Raw genomic sequence first — 25,457 nt, forward strand, 5'->3', positions numbered from 1 at the left:
GGACTTCCTAGGCTCGGCGCACACCGAGCGACCGGAGGTCCCGATGAGCCGAGTGATCCGTGCCGCCGTCTTCCAGACCGCCTGGACCGGCGACAAGGAATCGATGATCCAGGTACACGAGCAGGCGGTCCGCGACGCGGCCGCGCAGGGCGCCCAGGTCCTGTGCTTCCAGGAGCTGTTCTACGGACCGTACTTCTGCCAGGTCCAGGACCCCGCCTTCTACGAGTACGCCGAGAAGATCCCGGACGGCCCGACCGTCCGCCGCTTCCAGGCCCTCGCCCGGGAGCACGGCATCGTCCTGGTGCTGCCGATGTACGAGGAGGAGCAGCCCGGCGTCCTCTACAACACCGCCGCCGTGCTCGACGCGGACGGCTCCTACCTGGGCAAGTACCGCAAGACGCACATCCCGCAGGTGAAGGGGTTCTGGGAGAAGTTCTACTTCCGCCCGGGCAACTCCGGCTGGCCCGTCTTCGACACCGCGGTCGGCAGGATCGGCGTCTACATCTGCTACGACCGCCACTTCCCGGAGGGCTGGCGGGCCCTCGGCCTCGCGGGCGCCGAACTGGTCTTCAACCCCTCGGCGACCCACCGCGGGCTCTCCTCCTACCTGTGGCAGCTGGAGCAGCCGGCGGCGGCCGTCGCCAACGAGTACTTCGTCGGCGCGATCAACCGGGTCGGCGTGGAGGAGCTGGGCGACAACGACTTCTACGGCACCTCGTACTTCGTGGACCCCGAGGCCCAGTTCGTCGGCGAGGTGGCGAGCGACAAGGAGCCCGAACTGGTCGTGCGCGACCTGGACATGGCCAAGCTGCGCGAGGTCCGCGACCGCTGGCAGTTCTACCGGGACCGGGCCCCGGGCACGTACGGGCCCCTGACGGCACCGTAACGCCCGAGGGGCGCGGGGAACTGCGCGAGCAACCACCGACCACCGGCACCCTCCAGACCGTGAGGAGCGACCCAGCATGAGCAGCCGAACGGCAATCCGCGGTGGCCTCGTCATCACCGCGTCCGACGAGATCCACGCCGACGTCCTGATAGAGGACGGCCGCATCGCCGCCCTCGCCGCCACCGGCACCCCGGCCGCCGAGGCCTTCACCGCCGACCGGGTCATCGACGCCACCGGCAAGTACGTCATCCCGGGCGGCGTCGATGCCCACACCCACATGGAACTGCCCTTCGGCGGCACCTTCGCCTCCGACACCTTCGAGACCGGCACCCGCGCCGCCGCCTGGGGCGGCACCACCACGATCATCGACTTCGCGGTGCAGAGCGTCGGGCACGGCCTGCGCGAGGGCCTGGACGCCTGGCACGCCAAGGCCGAGGGCAACTGCGCCATCGACTACGGCTTCCACATGATCGTCTCCGATGTGAACGAGGAGACGCTCAAGGAGATGGACCTGCTGGTCGAGGAGGGCGTGACCTCGTTCAAGCAGTTCATGGCCTACCCCGGCGTCTTCTACTCCGACGACGGCCAGATCCTGCGCGCCATGCAGCGCTCCGCCGAGAACGGCGGACTGATCATGATGCACGCCGAGAACGGCATCGCGATCGACGTCCTGGTGGAGCAGGCCCTCGCCCGGGGCGAGACCGATCCGCGCTACCACGGGGAGGTCCGCAAGGCCCTGCTGGAGGCCGAGGCCACCCACCGCGCCATCCGGCTCGCGCAGGTCGCGGGGGCGCCCCTGTACGTCGTGCACGTCTCGGCGGCGGAGGCGGTCGCCGAGCTGGCCCGGGCCCGCGACGAGGGACTGAACGTCTTCGGCGAGACCTGCCCGCAGTACCTGTTCCTGTCCACCGACAACCTCGCCGAACCCGGATTCGAGGGCGCCAAGTACGTCTGCTCGACGCCCCTGCGCCCCAGGGAGCACCAGGCCCAGCTGTGGAAGGGGCTGCGCACCAACGACCTCCAGGTCGTCTCCACCGACCACTGCCCCTTCTGCTTCAAGGGGCAGAAGGAACTCGGCCGCGGCGACTTCTCCAAGATCCCCAACGGCCTGCCGGGCGTCGAGAACCGGATGGACCTGCTCCACCAGGCCGTCGTCGACGGGCACATCTCCCGCCGCCGCTGGATCGAGATCGCCTGCGCCACCCCGGCCCGGATGTTCGGCCTGTACCCGAAGAAGGGCACCATCGCCCCGGGCGCCGACGCCGACATCGTCCTCTACGACCCGCACGCCGAGCAGGTCCTGTCCGCCGAGACGCACCACATGAACGTCGACTACTCGGCGTACGAGGGCAAGCGCGTCACCGGCCGCGTCGAGACGGTGCTCTCGCGCGGCGAACTCGTGATCACCGAGCGGGAGTACACCGGACACAAGGGTCACGGCGTCTACACCCCGCGCTCCACCTGTCAGTACCTGAACTAGGAGTGGCGCCCATGGACTTCGGACTCGTCCTGCAGACCGACCCGCCGGCCTCGCGGGTGATCAGCCTCATGCAACGCGCCGAACACAACGGCTTCACCCACGGCTGGACCTTCGACTCCGCGGTGCTGTGGCAGGAGCCGTTCGTGATCTACAGCCAGATCCTGGCCGCCACCACGACCCTGAAGGTCGGGCCCATGGTGACCAATCCGGGCACCCGCACCTGGGAGGTCACCGCCTCCACCTTCGCCACCCTCAACGACATGTTCGGCAACCGCACCGTCTGCGGCATCGGACGCGGCGACTCCGCGATGCGGGTGGCCGGCCGCAAGCCCAACACCCTGGCCCGGATCAGCGAGGCCATGAAGGTCATCCGGGCCCTGGGCAGCGGACTGGAGGCCGACCTCGGCGGCGGCACGGTCGTCCGGTTCCCCTGGATCAAGCCGGACGCCCGCCTGCCCGTGTGGATGGCGGCGTACGGTCCCAAGGCCCTGAAGATGACCGGCGAGGAGGCCGACGGGTTCATCCTCCAGCTCGCCGACCCGTACCTGACCGAGTACATGGTCAGGGCCGTCAGGGACGCGGCCGCCGCGGCCGGCCGGGACCCCGGTGAGGTGACCGTGTGCGTCGCCGCCCCGGCCTATGTCACCGCCGACGACTCGCCCGAGGCGCTCGCCCACGCCCGCGACCAGTGCCGCTGGTTCGGCGGGATGGTCGGCAACCACGTCGCCGACCTGGTCGCCAAGTACGGCGCCGACGGCAGTGTCGTCCCGCACGAACTCACCGACTACATCAAGGCCCGGCAGGGCTACGACTACTCCCACCACGGGCGCAGCGGAAACCCGGACACGCGGTTCGTGCCGGACGAGATCGTCGACCGGTTCTGCGTCATCGGCCCGGTCGGGAAACACATCGAGAAGATGCGCGCGCTGCGCGCGCTCGGCGTGGACCAGTTCGCGGTCTACGACATGCACGACGCGCAGGAAGCCGTGATCGACGCGTACGGGGCCCAGGTGATCCCGGCCGTCAACGGTTGACATTTGCAGCCGGAAACCGCAGTTTATGGACTCCCCTTCCCGCCTGTCCCGGGAAGGGGCCCAGGACGCTCCCCACAGCGCACCCCCCTGGCCCACCCGCATGGCCTTTCCCGTCCCACCTCCCCTGATGGGCCTGCTCATGACCGACACCGCTCCCACGGCCATAGCGCCGACCACCCAAGTCACCCTCGCCGACGGCCGGGTGGAGATCGCCCCGGGCACCCCCGCGCCCAGCGGTCCCTACGCCAACGAGGACCTGCTGCCGGTCCCGGCCGCCAAGCGCACCTGGACCACGTACAACTTCTGCGCGCTGTGGGTCGGCATGGCCCACAACACCGCCTCCTGGACCCTGGCCTCCGGTCTGATCGCCGTCGGCATGGACTGGAGGCAGGCGGTGTTCACCATCGCCCTGGCCAACGTCATCGTGCTGATCCCGATGCTGCTGACCGGGCACGCGGGACCCCGCTACGGCATCCCCTTCCCGGTCTTCGCCCGCGCCTCCTTCGGTGTCCGCGGCGCCAACCTCCCGGCCGTCGTGCGGGCCCTGGTGGCGTGCGGCTGGTTCGGCATCCAGACCTGGATCGGCGGCGAGGCCATCTACTTCCTCGCCGGGAAACTCATCGGCGACAGCTGGTCGAACGCGGCGACGTTCGGCGGGTACGCCTGGACGATGTGGCTGTCCTTCGCGCTCTTCTGGGCGCTGCAGGTCGCGATCATCTACCGAGGGATGGAGACCCTGCGCCGGTTCGAGAACTGGGCGGCGCCCTTCGTGCTCGTCGGCGCGTTCGTGATGCTGTGGTGGATGAGCGTCAAGGCCGGCGGGTTCGGGCCGCTGTTCGACCAGCCGTCCAAGCTCGGCTGGGGCGCGGACTTCTGGAAGCTGTTCGCCCCGGCCCTCATGGGCATGATCGGCTTCTGGTCGACCCTGTCGCTGAACATCCCCGACTTCACCCGCTACGGCAGGAGCCAGAAGGCGCAGACCTGGGGCCAGGCGCTCGGCCTGCCCACCACCATGACCCTGTTCGCCTTCCTGTCGGTGATGGTCACCTCGGGCTCACAGGCGGTGTACGGCAAGGCCATCTGGGACCCGGTCCAGCTCGCCGCCAAGACGGACAGCACGGTCGGACTGCTGTACGCCCTGGTCACCGTCCTGGTCGCCACGCTGTCCGTCAACGTCGCCGCCAACCTGGTCTCCCCGGCGTTCGACTTCTCCAACATCGCGCCCCGGAAGATCAGTTTCCGGGCGGGCGCGCTGGCCACCTGCGTACTGGGTGTCCTCATCTTCCCGTGGAAGCTCTACTCCGACCCGCAGGGCTACATCTTCACCTGGCTCGGCCTGGTCGGCGGCCTGCTCGGCACCGTCGCCGGCATCCTCATCGCCGACTACTGGATCCTGCGCCGCACCCGCCTCGACCTGGTCGACCTGTACCGCACGGGCGGCCGCTACTGGTACGAGGGCGGCTGGAACTGGCGGGCCGTCGTCGCCTTCGCGGCCGGCGGTGTCCTCGCCGTCGGAGGCGCCAGCTTCAAACCGCTGATCGACGGCCGCCCGATCCCGGCGCTCGCGGGACTGGCCGACTACGGCTGGGCGGTGGGCCTGGGCACGTCGATGGTGGTGTACCTGGTGCTGATGGCGGCGCGCGGCCGGGACCGGGCCCCCGTGTGACGCCCGCGGGGGAGGGCGGTCACCCCTTCCGGCCGCCCTCCAGTGCCGCCACCGCCTCCTTGGCGGCCCGGATGGCGCCCTTGTTGATCTCGTCCGTGCCCGGCGCCTTCTTCGTCTCGAAGTCGCTGCCGTTGTAGGTGACCACCACCAGCGCGTTGGACACCCGGGCGAACACCACGCCCTCGCGGGTCTGCTGCTTGTCCTCGGTGGTGAGGTTCACGACGGAGTAGCCCGCGTCGCCGAGCCCCGGGACCGCGCCTCCGCCGCTGTTCTTCCCGGTGCGCTCCTGGTACGACTTCTGTGCCTCCTCGTCCGAGTCCAGGACCTCGAAGGACACGTCGAGCCAGCGGTAGTCGTAGCCCTTGAGCGCGTTCCAGGAGCAGGTGCGGCGCAGCCGGGAGTCCGTCGAGGGGATCTCCTTCCCGGCCGTCTTCGCACCCGGGACCAGCGAGGCGACGGTCTTCGCGGCCAGGGCGGCGCAGGGCGCGGGAGCCGCGGTGTACGTCCTGGACACCGCCTCGGTCGAGGGGGCGGACGCGGACCGGGTCCCGGTCTGCGCGGCCGGCTTGTGCTCGGCGGCCTGCGGCGCGGCGGGCGGACCGGACGACAGTGCCCAGCCCGCCGCGGCCAGCACGGCCACCGGGGACAGACGCGCGGTCAGAGCGAGCGGCAGGGGAAGATCACGCACGGCGCACTTCTCGTGGGGGACGGACGGTGCGGAAGAGGGTCCGCACTGCGGACGGGACGCCAGTGTCACATGAGTCCTTGTGGGGCGGAAGGGCGAACTCGCTCCGTGCAGGGGCGGTCACGGTGCCGTACCGGCGGCCCTTCCGGTTTGTGGCGCGGGGGTGTCGATCAAGACGGTGTCGCGCCTGAGCCGCGCGTACGCGCGCCCGCAGAGGCGTACCGCACGGGCACGCAGGGAACGACAGGCCGTATGTTCACCACCCGCCCCACCCTCCAGGGCACCTTCGGCATGGTCTCCTCCACCCACTGGCTCGCCTCCCAGTCGGCGATGGCCGTGCTGGAGGACGGCGGCAACGCCTACGACGCCGCCGTGGCGGGCGCCTTCGTGCTGCACGTCGTCGAACCGCACCTCAACGGCCCGGCCGGCGAGGTGCCGATCCTGCTCGCCCCGGCCGGTGGGGCGGTACGGGTGCTGTGCGGGCAGGGCGTGGCACCGGCCGGGGCGACGGTGGCCCACTACCGGAGCCTGGGGCTGGACCTCGTCCCCGGCACCGGGCCGCTCGCCGCGGCCGTCCCCGGCGCGTTCGACGCCTGGATGCTCCTGCTGCGCGATCACGGCACCAAGTCGCTCGACGACGTCCTGAAGTACGCCATCGGATACGCCGAACACGGGCACGCGCCCGTGGAGCGCGTCGGCGAGACCGTCGAGACCGTGCGCGAGCTGTTCGAGACGGAGTGGACCTCCTCGGCGCAGGTCTACCTGCCGGGCGGGAGGGCCCCGCGCCCGGGCACCCTCTTGCGCAACCCCGCGCTCGCCGCCACCTGGAAACGCCTGCTCGCCGAGACCGCCGGGGCCGGGGACCGGCAGGCGCGGATCGAGGCGGCGCGGGAGGTGTGGCGCGGCGGCTTCATCGCGGAGGCCCTGGTGCGGCAGGCCCGGCGCCCGACCCTGGACACCAGCGGACGGCACCACACCGGCACCCTGACCGCCGCCGACCTCGCCGCCTGGTCCGCGACGTACGACTGGAACGGCTGGACCGTGTGCAAGGCCGGCCCCTGGAGCCAGGGCCCCGTCTTCCTCCAGCAACTCGCGTTGCTGCCGCCCGAGTTGCCGCCGTACGGCTCAGCCGACTACGTCCACCTGCTGATCGAGGGCTGCAAGCTCGCCATGGCCGACCGGGAGGCCTGGTACGGCGACGCGGCCGAGGTGCCGGTCGGTGACCTGCTGTCGCCGGAGTACAACACGGCCCGCCGCGCCCTGGTCGGGGACAAGGCCTCCCACGAGCTGCGGCCCGGCAGTCCCGGGGGACGCTCCCCGGTGCTGCCCGCGCACGCGCGCGTGGCGGCCACCGCCGCCGGCCAGGACGCCGACGCGCTGGGCGTCGGCGAGCCGACCGTCGCCAGGAGCCCGGCCTCCCCGGTGCCCGGCGAACCCGAGGTCGCCGGTGACGGCACCACCCGGGGCGACACCTGCCACCTCGACGTCGTCGACCGCTGGGGCAACATGATCGCCGCCACCCCCAGCGGCGGCTGGCTGCAGTCCAACCCCGTCGTGCCCGAACTGGGCTTCCCGCTCGGCACCCGGCTGCAGATGACCTGGCTGGAGGACGGCCTGCCCAACTCCCTCACGCCGGGCCGCCGTCCCCGCACCACCCTCACACCCTCCCTCGCGCTGCGCGACGGACAGCCCGTGCTGGCCTTCGGCACGCCCGGCGGTGACCAGCAGGACCAGTGGCAGCTGCACTTCTTCCTGGCCCTCGCGCTGCGCGGCCAGGTCCGCGGCGGGCTCGACCTCCAGGGCGCCATCGACGCCCCGAACTGGCACAACGACAGCTTCCCGGGCTCGTTCTACCCCCGTGGCATGCGCCCGGGGAGCGTCACCGTCGAGTCGCGTACGGATCCGGCGGTCGTCGAGGAGCTGCGGCGCCGCGGCCACGACGTGACCGTCGGCGGCCCGTGGTCCGAGGGGCGGCTGTGCGCGGTCGCGCGGGATCCGCGGACGGGCGTCCTGTCGGCGGCGGCCAACCCGCGCGGCATGCAGGGCTACGCGGTGGGACGCTGACACCCCGCCCGGATCGGGGTGGCCGGGCGTGCCGGCTCCCGTCCGGGGTGCACGGGCCGGGTGGGGATTGTCAGTGGCGCGTGCTCTCATGGAGGCATGATCGAAGACAGCGGAACGATCGACGAGTTCCTCGCCCGGCACGCCTTCGACGTGGAGGAAGCCGTCCGTACGGCTGCCGCCCGGGAGATCATGCCGCGCTGGCGCCGGCTCGCCGCGCACCAGGTCGACCAGAAGGCCGGCCCGCACGACCTGGTGACCGACGCCGACCGCAAGGCGGAGCTGTACCTCACCGGCGCCCTCAGCGCCCTGCTGCCCGGCTCGGTCGTCGTCGGCGAGGAGGCGGTGCACGACAACCCGGCGTCGTACGAGGCGATACGGGGCGAGGCGCCGGTCTGGATCGTCGATCCCGTGGACGGGACACGGCCGTTCGTCCGCGGCGAGAGCGGGTTCTGCACGCTCGTCGCCCTGGCGCGAGGCGGTGTCCTGCTCGCCTCCTGGACGTTCGCACCGGCTCACGACCGGCTCGCCACGGCCGTCCGGGGCCGGGGCGCGTTCCTGGACGGGGAACGGCTGCACGCGGGCGCGCCGGAGCCCGGCCGGGACCTGCGCGTGGCCACCTCCCACCCGGACTACACGACGGACGAGCAAAAGCGCGCCCTGCTGGGCCTGCGCACCGAGGGCGTGGCGCCCCGCTTCTGCGGCTCGGCCGGCCTGGAGTACCTCGCCATCGCCCGCGGCGAACTCGACGCCACCGCGTTCTCCTGGGAAGCCGCCTGGGATCACGCGGCGGGCCTGCTCCTCGTCGAGGAGGCCGGCGGCGCCCACCTGACCCGCGACGGCGAGCCGTTTAGCATCACCGGCGGCAACGCCCTGCCGTTCACCGCGGCTCGTGACGCGGCCACGGCCCGCCGGGTGGCAGGACTGCTGGCGGCTTCGGCCCGGCCCGGCGACTGACCGGCCACGCCCGGCCAGTCCGCCGGCCCGCCACCGGGAACCCCCGTGACCTGAGGGTGTCAGCCCCCCGGCATATCCTGATCCCTGTGGCCGTCGGCTGACGAAGGGGTCCGAAGGTGCCGTCGATGCTCGATGCGGTCGTGGTGGGTGCGGGGCCGAACGGACTGACCGCTGCCGTGGAGCTGGCCCGCCGCGGCTGCTCCGTCGCGGTCTTCGAGGCGCGCGGCACCGTGGGCGGCGGAGCCCGCACGGAGGAGCTCACGCTGCCCGGCTTCCGGCACGACCCGTGCTCCGCGGCGCATCCGCTCGGCATCAACTCACCCGCCTTCCGCGCCCTGCCCCTGGACCGCTACGGACTGCAGTGGCTGCACGCCGACCTGCCCATGGCGCACCCGTTCCCGGACGGCACGGCGGCCGTACTGTCCCGGTCGGTCGGCGAGACCGCCGCCTCCTTCGGACCCCGGGACGCCGGCCCGTACCGCAGGCTCGTCGAGTCCTTCCTGCCCCGCTGGGACACCCTGGTGCGCGACTTCATGTCCCTGCCGCGCACCGCGCTGCCCCGCGACCCGGTCACCCTCGCCCGGTTCGGCCTGGCCGGTCTGCCCCCGTCGACGTGGCTGATGCGCCGCTTCCGCGACGAGAGGGCCAAGGCCCTGTTCGCCGGTCTCGTCGCGCACGTCATGGCGCCGCTCGGCGGCTTCGCCACCAGCGCGGTCGGCCTGGTCTTCGCGCTCGCCGCGCACGCCCGCGGCTGGCCCGTCGCCCGCGGCGGCTCCCAGGCCATCCCGGACGCCCTCGCCGCCTACCTGAAGGACCTCGGCGGCGCCGTCCACACCGACTACGAAGTCAAACGCCTGGACGACCTGCCGCCGGCCCGCGCGTACGTCTTCGACACCTCGCCCACCGCCCTGGCCCGCATCGCCGGCTTCGGCGGCTACTACGACCGCTACCGCTACGGTCCCGGCGTCTTCAAGATCGACTACGCGCTGGACGGCCCGGTGCCGTGGACGGCCGAGGAAGCCCGCGTCGCCGGCACGGTGCAGATCGGCGCGAGCCAGGCCGAGATCGGCACGGCGCTGCGCGCGGCGGCCCGCGAGGGGCGGGCGCCCGGCACACCGTTTTTGATCACCGTCCAGCCCAGTGTCGTGGACCCCAGCCGCGCCCCGGCCGGCAAGCACGTGTTCTGGGCCTACGGTCATGTCCCCAGCGGCTGGACCGGCGACCTCACCGACGCGATAGAACGGCAGCTGGAGCGCTTCGCGCCCGGCTTCCGCGACCTGGTCCTGGCCCGCGCCACCGCCGGCCCGCCCGAACTCGCCGCCCGCAACGCCAACTACGTCGGCGGTGACATCGCCTCCGGCGCGGTCACCGGACTGCAACTGCTGCTGCGGCCCCGCCTGTCCCTGTCCCCGTACGCTACTTTGCACCCGGCCGTCTTCATCTGCTCCTCGGCCACCCCGCCCGGCCCCGGCGTGCACGGCATGTCCGGGCACAACGCCGCCCGAGCTGTCTGGAGAAGGCTGAGATCGACATGACCGGACCACGGATCACCCTCGTCCAGGGCGACATCACCCGGCAGTGCGTCGACGCCGTCGTCAACGCGGCCAACTCCTCCCTGCTCGGCGGGGGAGGAGTCGACGGCGCGATCCACCGCCGCGGCGGTCCGGCGATCCTGGCGGAGTGCCGCATGCTGCGCGCCTCCCGGTACGGCAGGGGCCTGCCCACGGGCCAGGCCGTCGCCACCACCGCGGGCAACCTGGACGCCCGCTGGGTCATCCACACGGTCGGCCCCGTCCACAGCCGCGACGAGGACCGCTCCGACCTGCTCGCCTCCTGCTACCGGGAATCCCTGCGGGTCGCCGACGACCTGGGCGCCAAGACGGTGGCGTTCCCCGCCATCTCCACGGGCGTCTACCGCTGGCCGATGGACGACGCCGCGCGCATCGCGGTCCAGGCGGTGCGCGACACGGACACGGCGGTCGAGGAGGTCAGGTTCGTCCTCTTCGACGAGCGGGCCTACCAGGCGTTCGCCACCCACCTGAACTGACCCTGCCACCCGCCCGGCCGGCCACGCGGTTCGGCCCCACGCGCAGGCCGGCCCGCAGCACACCGACGAGATCCAGCCGTTGTGTCCCAACGCTCCGCGTATCCGCCGACGGCCGGCGAACCCATCAGGACCGCACAGAGTCCGACGGGATCATTGCTTCGATTGTGTTCGAGTCCTAGGGTGTGGGGCTGGCTCAGCAGTTGCCTCCGTCACCACCCGTTGTGCTCCGCCCCCACAGCAACACCCGTGCCGCGACGGTCTGTTGAAGACCTTTTCTGACGTGCCCTCAGTCCGTGCGGCGCCCCGTCGAACCGAGGAAGGCCACGGTATGCCGCACCCGCACGTGTCATCCCACGACCGGCCCGTCCGTCCCGAACGACCGGTCGTCAGCCGCCGCCGCCTGCTGGAGGGTTCGGCCGCCGTGCTCGGCGCGCTGGCCCTGTCCGCCTCGCCCGCCGGGGCGTACGCGACCGGCCGGCGGGCGGCGGCGGACGCCGCCCCGGAGTGGAACGGCAGCATCGCCACCTTCCGCGTCGGCACCGAGCCCCCGCACACCACCCTGATGCCGTACGCGGACGTCAGACAGGCGCTGGCCGCCGACCGCACCCGCTCGCCGTACCGGCTGAGCCTGGACGGGACATGGAAGTTCGCCTACGCCGACCGCCCCGACGACCGGGACGCCGACTTCTACCGCACCGACGTCGACGACTCCGGCTGGGACAGCATCCCCGTCCCCTCCGTGTGGCAGCTGCACGGCTACGACAAACCGATCTACGTCAACATCACCTACCCCTGGTGGGGCCCCAACGGCCTGGGCGAGGACGCCCAGCCGCCGGCCGCCCCCACCCGCCGCAACCCGGTCGGTCAGTACCGCCGTACCTTCACCGTCCCGCGCGACTGGCGGGGACGGCGGACCTTCCTGCACTTCGAGGGCGTCAAGTCCGCCCACTACGTATGGATCAACGGCGAGCTGGTGGGCTACAGCGAGGACTCCTACACGCCCGCCGAGTACGACATCACCGAGCACCTGAAGGCAGGCACCAACCAGATCGCGGTCGAGGTGTACCGCTACTCCGACGGCGACTGGCTCGAGGACCAGGACATGATCCGGCTGAGCGGCATCTTCCGCTCGGTCTACCTGTACTCCACCCCGTCCGTGCACCTGCGCGACTTCAAGCTGGACACCCCGCTCGGCGACGCATACACCTCGGCCGAGCTGAAGGTCACGGCCAGTGTGCGGGACTACGGCGGCGACGGCGGCCGGTACACCGTCGAGACGCTGCTGTACGACGCCGGCGGGCATCCCGTCTGGTCGCGCCCGCTCCAGCAGACCGCCGACCTCGGCTCGGCGAAGGCCGGCGAGGACGTGACCGTACAGGCCTCCCGGGCCGTGCCGGACCCACGGCTGTGGTCGGCCGAGCAGCCGTACCTGTACACCGCCGTGCTGCGGCTGCGCGACCCCGCCGGACGGGTCGTCGAGACACTGTCCCACCGGGTCGGCCTGCGCGAGTTCGCGCTGAAGGACGGCCTGATGCGCATCAACGGCAAGCCGGTCTCCTTCCGCGGCACGAACCGCCACGAGATGCACCCCGCCCACGGCTCGGCGCTCACCCGCGCGGACATGATCGAGGACATCACGGTCATCAAGCGCCTGAACATCAACTCGGTCCGCACCTCGCACTACCCCAACAACCCGCTCTGGCTGGAACTCGCCGACGAGTACGGGCTGTACCTCGTGGACGAGACCAACCTCGAGACCCACGGCATCCGCGGCGAGTACCCCGGCAACCACCCCGAGTGGACCGAGGCGTGCGTGGCCCGCGCCCAGAACATGGTGCACCGCGACAAGAACCACGCATCCGTGGTCATCTGGTCGCTCGGCAACGAGGCGGGCGGCGGCAGCACCTTCACCGCCATGTACGACTGGATCACGTCCTACGACCCCACCCGGGTCGTCCAGTACGAGGGCGACGACCGCCCGGGCATCAGCGACATCCGCTCCGAGATGTACGACAGCCCGCAGCGCGTCGAGGCCCGCGCCAAGGACACCGCCGACACCCGGCCGTACGTGATGATCGAGTACTCGCACGGCATGGGGAACTCCAACGGCAACTTCAAGAAGTACTGGGACATCGTCCGCCGCCACGACGTGCTCCAGGGCGGCTGGATCTGGGACTTCGCCGACCAGGCCCTGCGCTGGCCCACCCCGTCGCGCACGCTGCTGACCGAGTCCGGGCCCGGCGGGCTGCGCGGGGAGATCATCAACCCCAGCGGCCGCTTCACCCGGGCCGACGGCGTCTTCGGCGCCACCGTCTTCCCCCGCGACGAGCGCCTGGAACTGACGGGCTCGCTGACTTTGGAGGCGTGGGTCACCCCGCACGTGACGGGCTATCACCAGCCCATCCTCGCCAAGGGCGACACCCAGTACGCGCTCAAGCAGACCAACAGGACGCTGGAGTTCTTCATCCACGGCGGCGGTCAGTGGGTCACCGCGAGCTGGGCGCTGCCGGACGACTGGACCGGCCGCGAGCACCACATCGCGGGCGTCTTCGACGCCGACGCGGGCACGCTCACCCTGTACGTCGACGGGTCCGTGCGGGCCACCAGGACCACCACCCGCCGCCCCAGCGGCAACACCGCACCCCTGGCCCTGGCCACCGACGTCGACAACCCCACCCGGGAGTTCAGCGGCACGATCCGGCGGGCCCGGGTGTACGCCCGTGCCCTGAGCGCCGCCGAACTGGCCTTCGAGGGGCGGGGCCCGGGCGACGAGGGCGTGCGGTTCTGGTTCGACGCCGCCACCGTCGCACTCACCGAGAAGCGGCCCCGGGACAAGACCTTCCTCGCCTACGGCGGCGACTGGGGCGACAACCCCAACGACGGCGCCTTCTCGGGCGACGGCATCCTCCTCGCCGACCGGGGGCTCACCGGCAAGTCGGCGGAGGTCAAGCAGATCTACCAGGCGATCAACGCCGCCCCGGCCTCCGGCGACCGGGTCACCGCGTCCGGTCGGGTCACCCTCACCAACGAGTACCTGTTCACCAACCTGCGGGTCTTCGACGGGCGTTGGTCCCTGATCGCCGACGGCCGTGTCGTCCGGCGCGGCAGACTCACCCGGGACCAGCTGGACGTCCCCCCGCTGTCCAGCAAGGAGATCACCGTGCCGGTGCGGCTGCCGGAGCGCCCGGAGCCCGGCACGGAGTACTTCCTGCACCTGTCCTTCACCACCAGGGAACCCGCCCCCTGGGCGAAGCCCGGCTTCGAGGTCGCCAAGCAGCAACTCCCCGTCGACGCGGGCAGCCCCGCCGTCACCCCGGTACCGCTGGACACCGTCCCCGCCCTGCGCCACGAGGACGGCGAGACGGCCGTCGCCGTGCGGGGCAGAGACTTCTCGGTCACCGTGGACAAGCGCTCCGGAACCCTCACCTCGTACGAGTTCCGGGGGGTCCGTCTGATCACCTCGGGCCCCGTGCCGAACTTCTGGCGGGCGCCCACCGACAACGACCGGGGCAACGGCCACCACACCCGCAACCAGACGTGGCGGGACGCCGGAGCCCGCCGCACGGTGACGGACGTCCGGGTGCGCGCGCTGCGCGACGGCAGGGCCGTCGAGATCAAGGTCGCCGGCACGCTGCCCACGTCCGTCGAGTCGGCGTACACCACCACGTACACGGTGTTCGGCAACGGCGAGATCAAGGTCGACAACACCCTGCACCCGGGCGCGCCGAACCTGCCGTACATCCCCGAGGTCGGCACCCTGCTCTTCCTCCCGCGCCGCCTGGACCGGCTGCACTACTACGGCCGGGGCCCGGAGGAGAACATGTGGGACCGCAACAACGCCACCGACGTGGGCCTGTACTCCGGCACCGTCGCCGAGCAGTGGACGCCCTACCTCCGCCCGCAGGAGAACGGCAACAAGACCGAGGTCCGCTGGGCCGCCCTGACCGGCCGTGACGGTGTCGGCCTGCTGGTCTGCGGCGAACCGCTGCTGGAGATCAACGCCTCCCACGTCACCCCGGAGGACCTGTCGTCCGGGGTCCGGCACGACTACCAGATCACCGCCCGGGAGGAGGTCGTGCTGCGGGTGAACCACCGGCAGATGGGCGTGGGCGGCGACAACAGCTGGGGCGCGCACACCCACGACGAGTACAAGCTGTTCGCCGACCGCGACTACGCCTACACCTACCGGCTGCGTCCGCTGACCGACGTGAACCGCGCGACGGCGCTCTCGCGGCGGCCGACGGCCGTTCAGTAGGCGAGGCGCGTGCGGCCGGGGAGGGCACGGGCCCTCCCCGGCCGTTCCCGTCACACGGCGGTCGTGCCCCGCCGCCTCACGCCGGCCGCCCCGAGGACGGCCGATCCGGCCGCCAGCACCAGGGCGAGCACCCCGTACCCGTACGTCAGGGTCGCCGCCGCCGCGACCCCGGCGACCAGCAACGGCCCGCCCGCGTCGCCCAGTTCACGGCCCAGCTCGGCGGCGCCCATCGTCTGGCCCAGCCGCTCCCGCGGGGTGGCGGAGGCCAGGGCGGCGAAGCCGAGCGGGGTGATCAGGCCGGTGCCCGTGCCGGTCAGGGCCGCGGCGAGCAGGACGCCGGCCAGGCCGGGGAGCATCGCGCTGGCCAGCCCGGCCGCCGTGAGCAGCAGCCCGGCGGCGAGTCCGGCGCGCGCGGTGATCCGGCCCGCGTCCAGGGCCCGGCCGGCCCACGGCTGCGTGAGGGCCGCGCAGGCGGCCAGCACGGACACCGCGGCGCCGGTGGCCACCGTACCCAGCCCGGCCGCCGCACCCGACACGGGCAGGAAGCCGACCCCGGCGGAGAGCGCGGCCGTCGCCCCGGCGAGCGCCGCCGTCGGCACCAGGAACCCCGGGTCGGACAGCCGCCGCCCCAGGTCCAGCAGGGTCTGCCGGGCGCGGGGGAGGGGCGCTGCGGCCGGTCGGCGGCCAGGGCCCACAGGGCGACGCCCACGCCCAGCGCCGCCAGGACGGCGAACAGCAGCCGCAGCCCGCCCGCCCAGGTCAGCAGACCGCCGAGCAGCGGGCCCAGGGTGTAGCCGAGCGACTTGTAAAAGCCGTAACTGCCGAACGCCCGGCCGTGTGCCGCCGCCGGGTTGAGCCGGGCCACCAGCGCGGACGCGGCCGGGGAGAACGCCGAGGCAGCCGCGCCCTGCCCGAGCCGGGCCGCCCACAGCCAGCCGGGGGAACCGGCCAGGGCGTACAGCGCCGAGGCGGCGGCGAAGGCCAGCAGCCCGCCGAGCAGGACCGGGCGCGCCCCGACCCGGTCGGCGAGCGTCCCGAACACCGGCTTGAGCAGCACCTCCGCGCCGTCGTACAGGGCGAGCAGCCCGCCGAGCACGAGCAGGGAGGTGACCGCGTCCGCACCGGCCGCGCCGAGGTTCGCGGCGATGCCGTGTGCCCCGAAGGCGGTGGTGAAACCGGCCGCGTACAGGGGCCACATGCGGGCCCGGGCCGGGGCCGTATCAGTCGGTGGCGTCACTGATGCCGAGCCGCAGGTGTTCCACGTGGTAGACGGCCTGGTCGAGCAGTTCGGCGACATGGTGGTCGTGCAGCGCGTAGACGACGGAGCGGCCGCGTCGCTCGCCGACCACCAGGCCCAGGTTCCGCAGCAGCCGCAGCTGGTGCGAGCACGCCGACTGCTCCATGCCCACCTCGGCGGCCAACTCCGTGGCCGGGAGCGGGCCTTCGCGCAGCCGCGCCAGGATCAGCAGCCGGGAGGGGGTGGACAGGGCCTGGAGCGTGGTGGCGACCTTCGCGACGTTGCCCGCGTCCAGGCGTACGCGTGCGGCGTCCTGCGCGGGGATGACGGCTCCATGACCCATGGGCCCATCCTACCGGTCACCTATGAACGCATGAATGAGTCTTCATGTGTTCCTGTATGGTGGGCCGGGTGTCCGTGACTTACGCCCCCGCACCCGTCCCTGCCCGCGAGCGGCCGGCGCCGCGCCGCCGTACCCGCCTCCTCGCCCTGCCCGAGGCCCGCTGGGCGCTGGCCTCGCTGCTGGCGTTCCTGCTCGGCCTCGCCCTCGACCTCGGCGGCGCACCGGCCTGGGCGTACGGCGTCCCGTACGCGGTCGCCTACGCCACCGGCGGCTGGGAGCCCGCCCTCGAAGGACTGCGGGCGCTGCGCGAGAAGACCCTCGACGTGGACCTGCTGATGATCGTCGCGGCCCTCGGCGCGGCCGCCATCGGCCAGGTCCTCGACGGCGCCCTGCTCATCGTCATCTTCGCCACCTCCGGCGCCCTGGAGGCCCTGGCCACCGCCCACACCGCCGACTCCGTACGCGGCCTGCTCGACCTCGCGCCCAGCACGGCGACCCGGCTGACCGGCGACGGCGAGGAGACCGTCCCCACCGCCGAACTGGCCGTGGGGGACGTGCTGCTGGTGCGCCCCGGTGAGCGCGTCGGCGCCGACGGAGTGGTGCTGGACGGGGTGAGCGAGGCCGACCAGGCCACCATCACCGGGGAGCCCCTGCCGGTTGTCAAGCGCCCCGGCGACGAGGTCTTCGCGGGCACCCTCAACGGCACCGGCGCGCTGCGTGTGCGCGTCGAGCGCGACCCGGCCGACTCGGTGATCGCCCGGATCGTCGCTCTGGTCGAGGAGGCCTCCCGCACCAAGGCGCCGACCCAGCTGTTCATCGAGAAGGTCGAACAGCGCTACTCGATCGGCGTGGTGGCCGCCACCCTCGCCGTCTTCGGCATCCCGCTCGCCTTCGGCGAGGACCTCACGGACGCGCTGCTGCGGGCCATGACCTTCATGATCGTCGCCTCGCCCTGCGCTGTCGTCCTGGCGACCATGCCGCCCCTGCTGTCCGCCATCGCCAACGCCGGCCGGCACGGCGTCCTGGTCAAGTCGGCCGTCGCCATGGAACGCCTCGGGGAGACCGACACCACCGCCCTCGACAAGACCGGCACCCTCACCGAGGGAGAGCCCGAGGTCACCGCCGTACGCCCGCGGCCCGGCTCCGGCCTGGACGGCGACGCCCTCCTGACGCTGGCCGCGTCCGCCGAACACCCCAGCGAGCACCCGCTGGCCCGCGCCGTCGTCGCCGCCGCCCGCGCCCGCGACCTGCCCCTCGCCCCCGCCGAGGACTTCACCGCCGAGCCCGGCCGGGGCGTCACCGCCACCGTCGGCGGGCACCTGATCACCGTCGGCCGGGCGGAGGGTGCCGAGGCCGGCGGCGGCGAGACCGTCGTCCGCGTCACCCGGGACGGCACCTGCGTCGGCACCCTCGCCCTCACCGACCGCGTCCGCACCGACGCGGCGGCGGCCACCGCCGCCCTGACCGCCCTCACCGGCAGCGCCCCCGTCCTGCTCACCGGCGACACCGCGTCCGCCGCCGCCCGCGTCGCCACCGCCACCGGCATCACCGACGTCCGCGCCGGCCTGCTCCCCGAGGACAAGGTGACCGCCGTACGGGACATCCAGCGGGCGGGCGGCAAGGTGCTGTTCGTCGGCGACGGCGTCAACGACGCCCCCGCCCTGGCCGCCGCGCACTCCGGCATCGCGATGGGCCGGGCGGGCTCCGACCTGGCACTGGAGACCGCCGACGCGGTGATCGTGCGCGACGAACTGGTGGCCGTACCGGCCGTGGTACGCCTGTCCCGGGCGGCCCGGCGGCTGGTCGTGCAGAACCTCGTCATCGCCGGGGCGGTCATCACCGGCCTGGTCCTGTGGGACCTGATCGGCCACCTGCCGCTGCCGCTCGGGGTCGCCGGGCACGAGGGCTCCACCGTGCTGGTCGGCCTCAACGGCCTGCGGCTGCTGCGCGAGAAGGCCTGGCGATCCGGGACCGGCCAGGACGCGTGACGTCGATGTCGGATTCCCGCCAGACCCGGCGCGGCCGGTGGCCGATGCTGGACGCATGCAGAGGGCGATGCACACCGACACCGAGCGCTGCGTACGGGCCGTCCAGTCCAAGGACGCGCGGTTCGACGGATGGTTCTACACGGCCGTCCTGACGACCCGCATCTACTGCCGGCCGAGCTGCCCGGTCGTGCCGCCGAAGCCGGAGAACATGGTGTTCTACCCGAGCGCGGCGGCCTGCCAGCAGGCGGGCTTCCGGGCCTGCAAGCGTTGCCGCCCCGACACCAGCCCCGGCTCCCCCGAGTGGAACCGGCGCGCCGACCTCGTGGCCCGTGCCATGCGGCTGATCGCCGATGGCGTGGTGGACCGCGAGGGCGTGCCCGGGCTCGCCGCCCGGCTCGGCTACAGCACCCGGCAGGTCGAACGCCAGCTGCTCGCCGAGCTGGGCGCGGGCCCCCTCGCCCTGGCCCGCGCCCAGCGCGCCCAGACCGCGCGGCTGCTCATCGAGACCACGGACCTGCCGATGGCCCGGATCGCCTTCGCCGCGGGCTTCTCCTCGATCCGCACCTTCAACGACACCGTCCGGGAGGTCTTCGCCCTCGCCCCGAGCGACCTGCGGGCCCGGGCGCCGAAGAACACCGCCACCAGCACCCCGGGCGCCCTGACCCTCCGCCTGCCCTTCCGCGCCCCCCTCAACCCCGACAACCTCTTCGGCCACCTCGCGGCCACCGCCGTACCCGGCGTGGAGGAGTGGCGGGACGGCTCCTACCGCCGCACGCTGCGTCTGCCGTACGGCCACGGCATCGTGGCCCTCACCCCGCGCCCCGACCACATCGGCTGCCGTCTCACCCTCAGTGACCTGCGTGATCTGCCCGTCGCCATCAGCCGCTGCCGCCGTCTGCTCGACCTGGACGCCGACCCGGTCGCGGTGGACGACCAGCTGCGCGCGGACCCCGTCCTCGCCCCCCCTGGTCGACAAGACGCCGGGCCGGCGTGTCCCGCGCACGGTCGACGAGGCGGAGTTCGCGCTGCGGGCCGTGCTCGGCCAGCAGGTCTCCACGGCCGCCGCCCGCACCCACGCGGCCCGCCTGGTGATCGCGCACGGCGACCCCGTCGACGACCCCGAGGGCGGCCTCACCCACCTCTTCCCGGCCGTCGAGGCGCTCGCGTCCGTCGATCCCGGCACCCTCGCGATGCCCCGCGCCCGCCGCACCACCCTCACCACCCTCGTGCGTCACCTGGCGGACGGCTCCCTCCACCTGGGTGTGGAAAGCGACTGGCCCGAGACCCGCGTCCGGCTCCTCTCCCTCCCGGGCTTCGGCCCCTGGACCGCCGACGTCATCGCCATGCGCGCCCTCGGCGACCCCGACGCCTTCCTCCCCACCGACCTCGGCATCCGCCGCGCCGCACAGGAGCTGGGCCTGCCGTCCACACCGGCCGCGCTCACCGCAGGCGCCGCGGCCTGGCGCCCCTGGCGGGCGTACGCCGTCCAGTACCTGTGGGCGACGGACAGCCACCCGATCAACTTCCTTCCGGTATGAGGACGTTCCCGTGAAACAGCACACCGTGACCGACAGCCCCTACGGCCCGCTCACCCTGGTCGCCGACGACGGCGTCCTGTGCGGCCTCTACATGGCCGGCCAGCGCCACCGCCCGCCGCAGGAGACCTTCGGCGACCGCGACGACACGCCCTTCGCCCAGGCCGTCGAACAGCTGGAGGCCTACTTCGCGGGCGAACTGAAGGAGTTCACCCTCGAGCTGCGCCTGACCGGCACCCCGTTCCAGCGCCGCGTCTGGGAGCACCTGCGCCGCATCCCCTACGGCGAGACCCGCTCGTACGGACAACTCGCCGACGCCCTCGGCAGCCCGGGCGCCTCCCGCGCGGTGGGTCTGGCCAACGGCCGCAACCCGATCGGCATCATCGTCCCCTGCCACCGCGTCATCGGCGCGAACGGCGGCCTCACCGGCTACGGCGGCGGCCTGGACCGCAAGCGGCGCCTGCTGGACTTCGAACGGGGAGCCGCCCCCGCCGTGCCGGCCGCGCTCTTCTGAGCCGGTTCAGATGCCGCTCTCCCGCAGGCGGCGCAGCAGGGCGGGCAGGGCCGTGCCGATGGGGTCGCGGACGACCTCGTCGGCACGGTCGTCGTACGGTGTCGGCTCGGCGTTGACGATGATCAGGCGGGCGCCGTGGTCGGCGGCCACACCGGCGAGGCCCGCCGCGGGCTGCACCTGGAGACTGGTGCCCACCGCGACGAACACCTGGCACGCCTTGCTGACGGCGAGCGCCTGGCCGAGGACCTCCGGGTCGAGCCGCTCACCGAACATCACGGTCGCCGACTTCAGGATGCCGCCGCACCGCAGGCACGGCGGGTCCTCCTCACCGGCCTCGACCCGTGCGAGCGCCTCCTCCATCGAGCTGCGCGCATGGCACTTGGTGCACACCACACCGTGGGCGGTGCCGTGCAGTTCGAGCACCTTGCGGGCGGGCATCCCGGCGCGCTGGTGCAGTCCGTCCACGTTCTGCGTGATCACGCGCACCGGCACCCCGGAGCGCTCCAGCTCGGCCACCGCCCGGTGCGCCGCGTTGGGCTCGGCTCCGAGGGCGCCGCTGTCGCGCCGCATCCGCCACGAGCGGCGGCGGATCTCCGGATCGCTCATGTAGTAGGCGTACGTCACCAGCTTCTCGGCCTCGGGGTCCCGCCGCCACAGCCCGTTGGGCCCGCGGTAGTCGGGGATGCCGGAGTCGGTGGAGATACCGGCTCCGCTGAGGAGGGCGACGAGGGGCTTGCTCATGGGCCGAGAGTAGGCCGGGGCGGCTCGTGGCCGCGAACGGATATCGCACGCCCGTACCCGCTGCTAGGGTCCGGTCATGGCCAAGGTCACCGTGTCGCTCGATGCCGAACTCGTCGTGGAAGCCATGGTGCTGGCGGGCGTCAGCAGCCCCCAGGACGCCGTCGAGCTCGTCGTGCGCGACTACATCGAGCGCGGCCACCGGACCGAGGCCCGGGTGGCCGCACGCGACGAGGCGCTGCGCGAGGTCGACAGCACGCCGCGGGACACCCAGGGCTGAACCCCGCTCACGCCACGCGGTGGCCGTTCTCCAGCTCGACCGTGCCCGAGCCGTCCGCCAGCACGTCCAGGGCGGCCAGGACACGGCGGCCCAGGGCGCCGGGCAGGTACTCGGTCAGCTCCTCGCGCGGCACGAGCCGCCAGGACAGCAGCTCCTCCTCCTGCAGCCGGATCGCCTTGAAGTCGTCCTCGCCGAGCACCCCGCCGTCGTACAGGTACGCCACCAGCGGCGGACGGCCCGTGCCGTGCACCCAGTCCACCGCGAGCAGCCGGCCCAGCCGCCGGTCCAGGCCGATCTCCTCGGCCGTCTCGCGCCGGGCGCCCTGCCGGGGGGTCTCGCCGTCGTCGGACTCGATCGTGCCGCCGGGCAGCGCCCAGCCCTCCCGGTAGTTCGGCTCCACGAGCAGCACCCGGCCCTCGGCGTCCCGGAAGAGGGCGGCGGCACCGGCGAGGACCCGGGGGAGCCCGGCGATGTACGTGGCGTAGTCCGCAGTGGAGGTCATTGAGGAAGGGTAACCAGCGTGCGGCCGGGTCGGCTCAACAGGTCGCCACCGGGACGGCGGTGACCGAACGCCCGGTGCCGGCGTCGCCGAGGTCCCGGGTGAGGCGGTAGCACTGCCATGTCGCCGCCGGGGGCGGGGCGGCGTGGACCAGGACGGTGGCGGTGATCGTCCGCCTGGTACGGGCGGTGCTCCGCACGTCGAGGAGACCGGGCCGTCCGGCGGGTTCGAGGGCCCGCCGCACCGCGGCGCGGTCCGCGTCGGAGGACAGGTTCTCCAGACCTATCCGGGCCAGGACGACCTCGTTGCGGATGCGGTCGCTCGGCGCGCAGGCCTCGTCGGCACGTGCGGTCACCCTGGCACTCCAGGGCGCCCCGGGGCGGCGGGTGAAGGTGAACCGGAAACAGCGGTCCAGCTTGACGGGGCCCGCGCCCAACAGGAGGGGCTCTTCCTCGTACACGGCCGACCGGGACGCCGTGGCGGTGAAGGTGCGGCGCGCCGCGTCGTAGGTGATCACCGGTGCCTCGGTGTGCCGCCAGATGACGTCGGTGAGCGCGTCGGCGCCGGCGGCACGGTGCGCGGCCATCGCCCGGGCGGTGTCCCGCGCCGCCCGCTGGGCCTGCTCGGCGATCGAGGCCAAGGCCCGCTGCTCGCGCCGGTCGTTCTCCCTCCCGGTCTGCCACACGTCGTACCAGAAGGCGGCCACTAGGCCGGCCGGGACGAGCAGCAGGACCAGGCAGCAGGTGGCCGCGCGGCGGCTGACCGGGCCCGGGGTACTGCCGGCTGCGCGGGCCATCAGGCGTCCGCGGGGCGGGTGTCGTACGGCGTCCGGTGCACCGGCCGAGCCTATCCGGGCAGGCGTCCGCCGGTCAGACGTTCGCCTCCGCGAGCCGAAGGGTCCGCTCCGCCAGTTCGCTGATCCGTACGCCGTCGAAGCCGAACACCGCGCTGCGTACGGTGTCCTCCAGCGGGTCCTTCCACTGGCCGGGGATCGCCGTCGCCCCGGTGAGGACGCCCGCCACCGAGCCCGCGGTCGCGCCGTTGGAGTCGGTGTCCAGGCCGCCGCGGACGGTCAGGGCGATGGTGCGGGTGAAGTCGCCGTCGCCGTACAGCAGTCCGGCGGTGAGGACGGCGGCGTTCGGAACGGTGTGGATCCAGCCGAGCCCGGCGGTCTCCCCGGCGACCGTGGTCAGGGTGTCCTCCCAGGTCATCCGGGTGTCGTGCAGGGAGACCACCCGGCGCACGGTACGGGCGAGGCGGCTGCTCGCCGGGATCACGGTCAGGGCCACCTCGAGTGCCTGCCGGACGGTCGGGGCCGTGAACGCGGCGGAGATCAGCGCCGCCGCCCACATCGCGCCGTACACCCCGTTGCCGGTGTGCGACAGCACCGCGTCCCGGCGGGCCAGCGAGGCGGCCCGGCGCGGCAGGCCGGGAGACGTCCAGCCGTAGATGTCGGCGCGGATCAGCGCGCCGATCCACTCCTGGTAGGGGTTGTCGTACGTCGCCGTCAGCGGCGGCTTCAGCCCGTTGGCGAGGTTCCGGTAGGCGGCGCGTTCGGCGGTGAACGTCTGCAGGTACGGCAGCCGCAGCAGCCACAGGTCGCCGACCTGCTCGGTGCCGAAGCCGAAGCCGTACGTCTCCAGCAGGTCCAGGCCGAGGATGGCGTAGTCCACGTCGTCGTCGCGGCAGCTGCCGTGCACCCGGCCGCGGACGCACTCGCGCCACTCGGGGCGCAGGGCGAGCCCCTCCTCCTCGGTGGGCGGCTCGGGAAAGTAGTCGGTGAGGGGGAGGGCGGCGGCCCGGCGCAGGTAGCGGTCGATGCGGTCACGGGTCCACACCTCGCCCTGCTCGACCGGTTTGCCGAGCATGTTGCCCGCGATCCGGCCCAGCCAGCCCCCGAGGATGCGGTCGGCGAGTGCCACGTCGGTGGCCACAGCGGTCATGGTTCCGGTCTACCCCGGGTGAGCTCCGCCGGCACGTGACCGTGGTCCCCGTGCGGGTGCACGGGCCGGGCGGGTCATGGCGGCGGGGACGTCCTGCGGTTAAGGTCACAGCGGCGCGACTGGCCTTGACATGCGAGAGGCCCGGAGAGCAAGGGGACATCAGTGACACAGCGCGTGCTCATCGCCGCGGACAAGTTCAAGGGCTCGCTGACGGCCGTCCAGGTCGCCGAGCGGGTGACGGCCGGGCTGCGCCGGGTCGTGCCGGACCTTGAGGTCCAGGCGCTGCCCGTGGCCGACGGCGGTGACGGGACGGTGGCCGCGGCGGTCGCGGCCGGGTTCGAACGGCGCCGGGTACGGGTCGCCGGGCCGCTCGGCGACGAGGTGACGGCCTCGTTCGCGCTGCGCGAGGGCACCGCGGTCGTGGAGATGGCCGAGGCGAGCGGGCTGCAACGGCTCCCGGCCGGCGTCTTCGCCCCGCTGACGGCCTCCACGTACGGCTCCGGGGAACTGCTGCGCGCCGCGCTGGACGCGGGGGCCCGCACGATCGTGTTCGGCGTCGGCGGCAGCGCGACCACGGACGGCGGCGCCGGAATGCTCTGCGCGCTGGGCGCGCGCTTCCTCGACGCCGGCGGAGAGCCGGTGCCCCCGGGCGGCGGCGGCCTCGCCGCGCTGGCCTCGGCGGATCTGTCGGATCTGGACCCGCGCCTGGCCGCGGTCGAACTGATCCTCGCGAGCGATGTCGACAACCCGCTGACCGGCCCGGCGGGCGCGGCGGCCGTGTACGGCCCGCAGAAGGGGGCCTCCCCGGACGACGTGGCCGCCCTGGACGCGGCCCTGGCGCACTACGCCAAGGTGCTGGAGGAGGCGGCCGGCCCGAAGGCCGCCGCGTACGCGGCAGCGCCGGGCGCGGGCGCGGCGGGCGGCATCGGGTACGGCGCGCTGCTGCTCGGCGCCCGGTTCCGCCCCGGCATCGAGGTGATGCTCGACGTCCTGGGCTTCGCCCCGGCCCTGGAGTGGGCCGACCTCGTGATCACCGGTGAGGGCTCCCTCGACGAGCAGACCCTGCACGGCAAGGCCCCGGCGGGCGTCGCGGCCGCGGCCCGGGCGGCGGACAAGGAGGTCATCGCGGTCTGCGGCCGCCTCGCCCTCCCGCCGCAGGCCCTGGGCCGGGCCGGAATCCGCCGCGCCTACCCGCTGACGGACGCCGAGCCGGACCTCGCCACCTGCATCGCTCAGGCCGGGCCGATCCTGGAGCGGGTGGCGGAGCGTATCGGGCGTGACTTCCTGACCTGACCAAACGGGTGTGGCC

General features: G+C 73.3%; 19 protein-coding genes and 2 pseudogenes. 14 read left to right on the forward strand and 7 right to left on the reverse strand.

Annotation, left to right across the window (positions count from 1 at the left end):
* Positions 1-43 precede the first annotated feature (43 nt).
* The 4 genes from AB0K80_RS28325 to AB0K80_RS28340 all read left to right on the forward strand — a co-directional run bounded on the left by AB0K80_RS28325 (position 44) and on the right by AB0K80_RS28340 (position 5,066).
* Positions 44-886: a nitrilase-related carbon-nitrogen hydrolase gene (locus tag AB0K80_RS28325; RefSeq protein ID WP_365674440.1), complete on the forward strand. Its 843-nt coding sequence runs from the start codon at positions 44-46 to the stop codon at positions 884-886.
* Positions 887-962: 76 nt separating this feature from the next.
* Positions 963-2,366 carry a dihydropyrimidinase gene (gene hydA / locus AB0K80_RS28330; RefSeq protein WP_365674442.1) on the forward strand — a complete coding sequence of 468 codons (1,404 nt, stop codon included), beginning with the start codon at positions 963-965 and terminating at the stop codon, positions 2,364-2,366.
* Positions 2,367-2,377: 11 nt separating this feature from the next.
* The gene (locus tag AB0K80_RS28335; RefSeq protein WP_365674444.1) at positions 2,378-3,400 is read left to right on the forward strand and encodes a TIGR03842 family LLM class F420-dependent oxidoreductase; all 1,023 of its coding nucleotides are present in this window, start codon (positions 2,378-2,380) and stop codon (positions 3,398-3,400) included.
* A gap of 139 nt (positions 3,401-3,539) precedes the next feature.
* Entirely contained in the window at positions 3,540-5,066 is a 1,527-nt protein-coding gene (locus AB0K80_RS28340; RefSeq protein ID WP_365674446.1) for an NCS1 family nucleobase:cation symporter-1, read from the forward strand.
* Positions 5,067-5,085: 19 nt separating this feature from the next.
* Here the strand turns inward: AB0K80_RS28340 and AB0K80_RS28345 are convergent, their stop codons facing one another.
* Positions 5,086-5,754 (reverse strand): hypothetical protein, encoded by a 669-nt coding sequence (locus AB0K80_RS28345; protein WP_365674448.1) that lies wholly within the window; start codon positions 5,752-5,754, stop codon positions 5,086-5,088.
* A 249-nt stretch (positions 5,755-6,003) separates the two neighbouring features.
* Here AB0K80_RS28345 and AB0K80_RS28350 point away from each other — a divergent pair, with 249 nt between their 5' ends.
* From AB0K80_RS28350 to AB0K80_RS28370, 5 genes are all read left to right on the forward strand, one after another.
* A complete protein-coding gene (locus AB0K80_RS28350) occupies positions 6,004-7,815 on the forward strand; it encodes a gamma-glutamyltransferase (RefSeq protein ID WP_365674450.1) in 1,812 nt (603 codons plus the stop codon).
* A gap of 96 nt (positions 7,816-7,911) precedes the next feature.
* Complete coding sequence (locus AB0K80_RS28355) at positions 7,912-8,769, forward strand: inositol monophosphatase family protein (protein ID WP_365674452.1); 858 nt, start codon at positions 7,912-7,914, stop codon at positions 8,767-8,769.
* A gap of 125 nt (positions 8,770-8,894) precedes the next feature.
* Positions 8,895-10,304, forward strand: a complete 1,410-nt coding sequence (locus tag AB0K80_RS28360) for an NAD(P)/FAD-dependent oxidoreductase (protein WP_365674454.1) — start codon at positions 8,895-8,897, stop codon at positions 10,302-10,304.
* Positions 10,301-10,816, forward strand: a complete 516-nt coding sequence (locus AB0K80_RS28365) for an O-acetyl-ADP-ribose deacetylase (RefSeq protein WP_365674456.1) — start codon at positions 10,301-10,303, stop codon at positions 10,814-10,816. The genes AB0K80_RS28360 and AB0K80_RS28365 overlap by 4 nt, the downstream gene beginning before the upstream one ends.
* Positions 10,817-11,144: 328 nt before the next feature.
* Positions 11,145-15,071, forward strand: coding sequence for a glycoside hydrolase family 2 TIM barrel-domain containing protein (locus tag AB0K80_RS28370; RefSeq protein ID WP_365674458.1), 3,927 nt, complete (start codon positions 11,145-11,147; stop codon positions 15,069-15,071).
* A 50-nt stretch (positions 15,072-15,121) separates the two neighbouring features.
* On the opposite strand, the pseudogene AB0K80_RS28375 reads toward AB0K80_RS28370, so the two are convergent.
* Positions 15,122-16,269 (reverse strand): annotated as a pseudogene (locus AB0K80_RS28375) (MFS transporter).
* Between the two features lie 22 nt (positions 16,270-16,291).
* Positions 16,292-16,651 carry a metalloregulator ArsR/SmtB family transcription factor gene (locus AB0K80_RS28380; protein ID WP_365674460.1) on the reverse strand — a complete coding sequence of 120 codons (360 nt, stop codon included), beginning with the start codon at positions 16,649-16,651 and terminating at the stop codon, positions 16,292-16,294.
* Positions 16,652-16,707: 56 nt separating this feature from the next.
* Here AB0K80_RS28380 and AB0K80_RS28385 point away from each other — a divergent pair, with 56 nt between their 5' ends.
* From AB0K80_RS28385 to AB0K80_RS28395, 3 genes and pseudogenes are all read left to right on the forward strand, one after another.
* Positions 16,708-18,639 carry a heavy metal translocating P-type ATPase gene (locus tag AB0K80_RS28385; RefSeq protein WP_365674592.1) on the forward strand — a complete coding sequence of 644 codons (1,932 nt, stop codon included), beginning with the start codon at positions 16,708-16,710 and terminating at the stop codon, positions 18,637-18,639.
* Between the two features lie 67 nt (positions 18,640-18,706).
* Positions 18,707-20,177: pseudogene (locus tag AB0K80_RS28390) on the forward strand (AlkA N-terminal domain-containing protein).
* Positions 20,178-20,187: 10 nt separating this feature from the next.
* Positions 20,188-20,688, forward strand: a complete 501-nt coding sequence (locus AB0K80_RS28395) for a methylated-DNA--[protein]-cysteine S-methyltransferase (protein WP_365674461.1) — start codon at positions 20,188-20,190, stop codon at positions 20,686-20,688.
* A gap of 6 nt (positions 20,689-20,694) precedes the next feature.
* Here AB0K80_RS28395 and AB0K80_RS28400 read toward each other — a convergent pair whose 3' ends face one another.
* Positions 20,695-21,429 (reverse strand): NAD-dependent deacylase, encoded by a 735-nt coding sequence (locus AB0K80_RS28400; RefSeq protein WP_365674462.1) that lies wholly within the window; start codon positions 21,427-21,429, stop codon positions 20,695-20,697.
* Positions 21,430-21,505: 76 nt separating this feature from the next.
* Here AB0K80_RS28400 and AB0K80_RS28405 point away from each other — a divergent pair, with 76 nt between their 5' ends.
* On the forward strand, positions 21,506-21,706 hold the full coding sequence (locus tag AB0K80_RS28405) for a type II toxin-antitoxin system VapB family antitoxin (protein ID WP_365674464.1): 201 nt from the start codon (positions 21,506-21,508) through the stop codon (positions 21,704-21,706).
* Positions 21,707-21,713: 7 nt separating this feature from the next.
* On the opposite strand, the gene AB0K80_RS28410 is transcribed toward AB0K80_RS28405, so the two are convergent.
* From AB0K80_RS28410 to AB0K80_RS28420, 3 genes are all read right to left on the reverse strand, one after another.
* A complete protein-coding gene (locus tag AB0K80_RS28410; protein WP_365674466.1) occupies positions 21,714-22,208 on the reverse strand; it encodes an NUDIX hydrolase in 495 nt (164 codons plus the stop codon).
* A gap of 34 nt (positions 22,209-22,242) precedes the next feature.
* Positions 22,243-23,001: a hypothetical protein gene (locus tag AB0K80_RS28415; RefSeq protein ID WP_365674468.1), complete on the reverse strand. Its 759-nt coding sequence runs from the start codon at positions 22,999-23,001 to the stop codon at positions 22,243-22,245.
* A gap of 73 nt (positions 23,002-23,074) precedes the next feature.
* On the reverse strand, positions 23,075-24,148 hold the full coding sequence (locus AB0K80_RS28420) for an ADP-ribosylglycohydrolase family protein (RefSeq protein ID WP_365674469.1): 1,074 nt from the start codon (positions 24,146-24,148) through the stop codon (positions 23,075-23,077).
* Positions 24,149-24,322: 174 nt separating this feature from the next.
* Here AB0K80_RS28420 and AB0K80_RS28425 point away from each other — a divergent pair, with 174 nt between their 5' ends.
* The gene (locus AB0K80_RS28425; RefSeq protein ID WP_365674594.1) at positions 24,323-25,441 is read left to right on the forward strand and encodes a glycerate kinase; all 1,119 of its coding nucleotides are present in this window, start codon (positions 24,323-24,325) and stop codon (positions 25,439-25,441) included.
* Positions 25,442-25,457: the final 16 nt, after the last annotated feature.

Origin of the sequence: Streptomyces sp. NPDC052682 (assembly GCF_040678435.1) — a bacterium.
Lineage (GTDB): Bacteria > Actinomycetota > Actinomycetes > Streptomycetales > Streptomycetaceae > Streptomyces.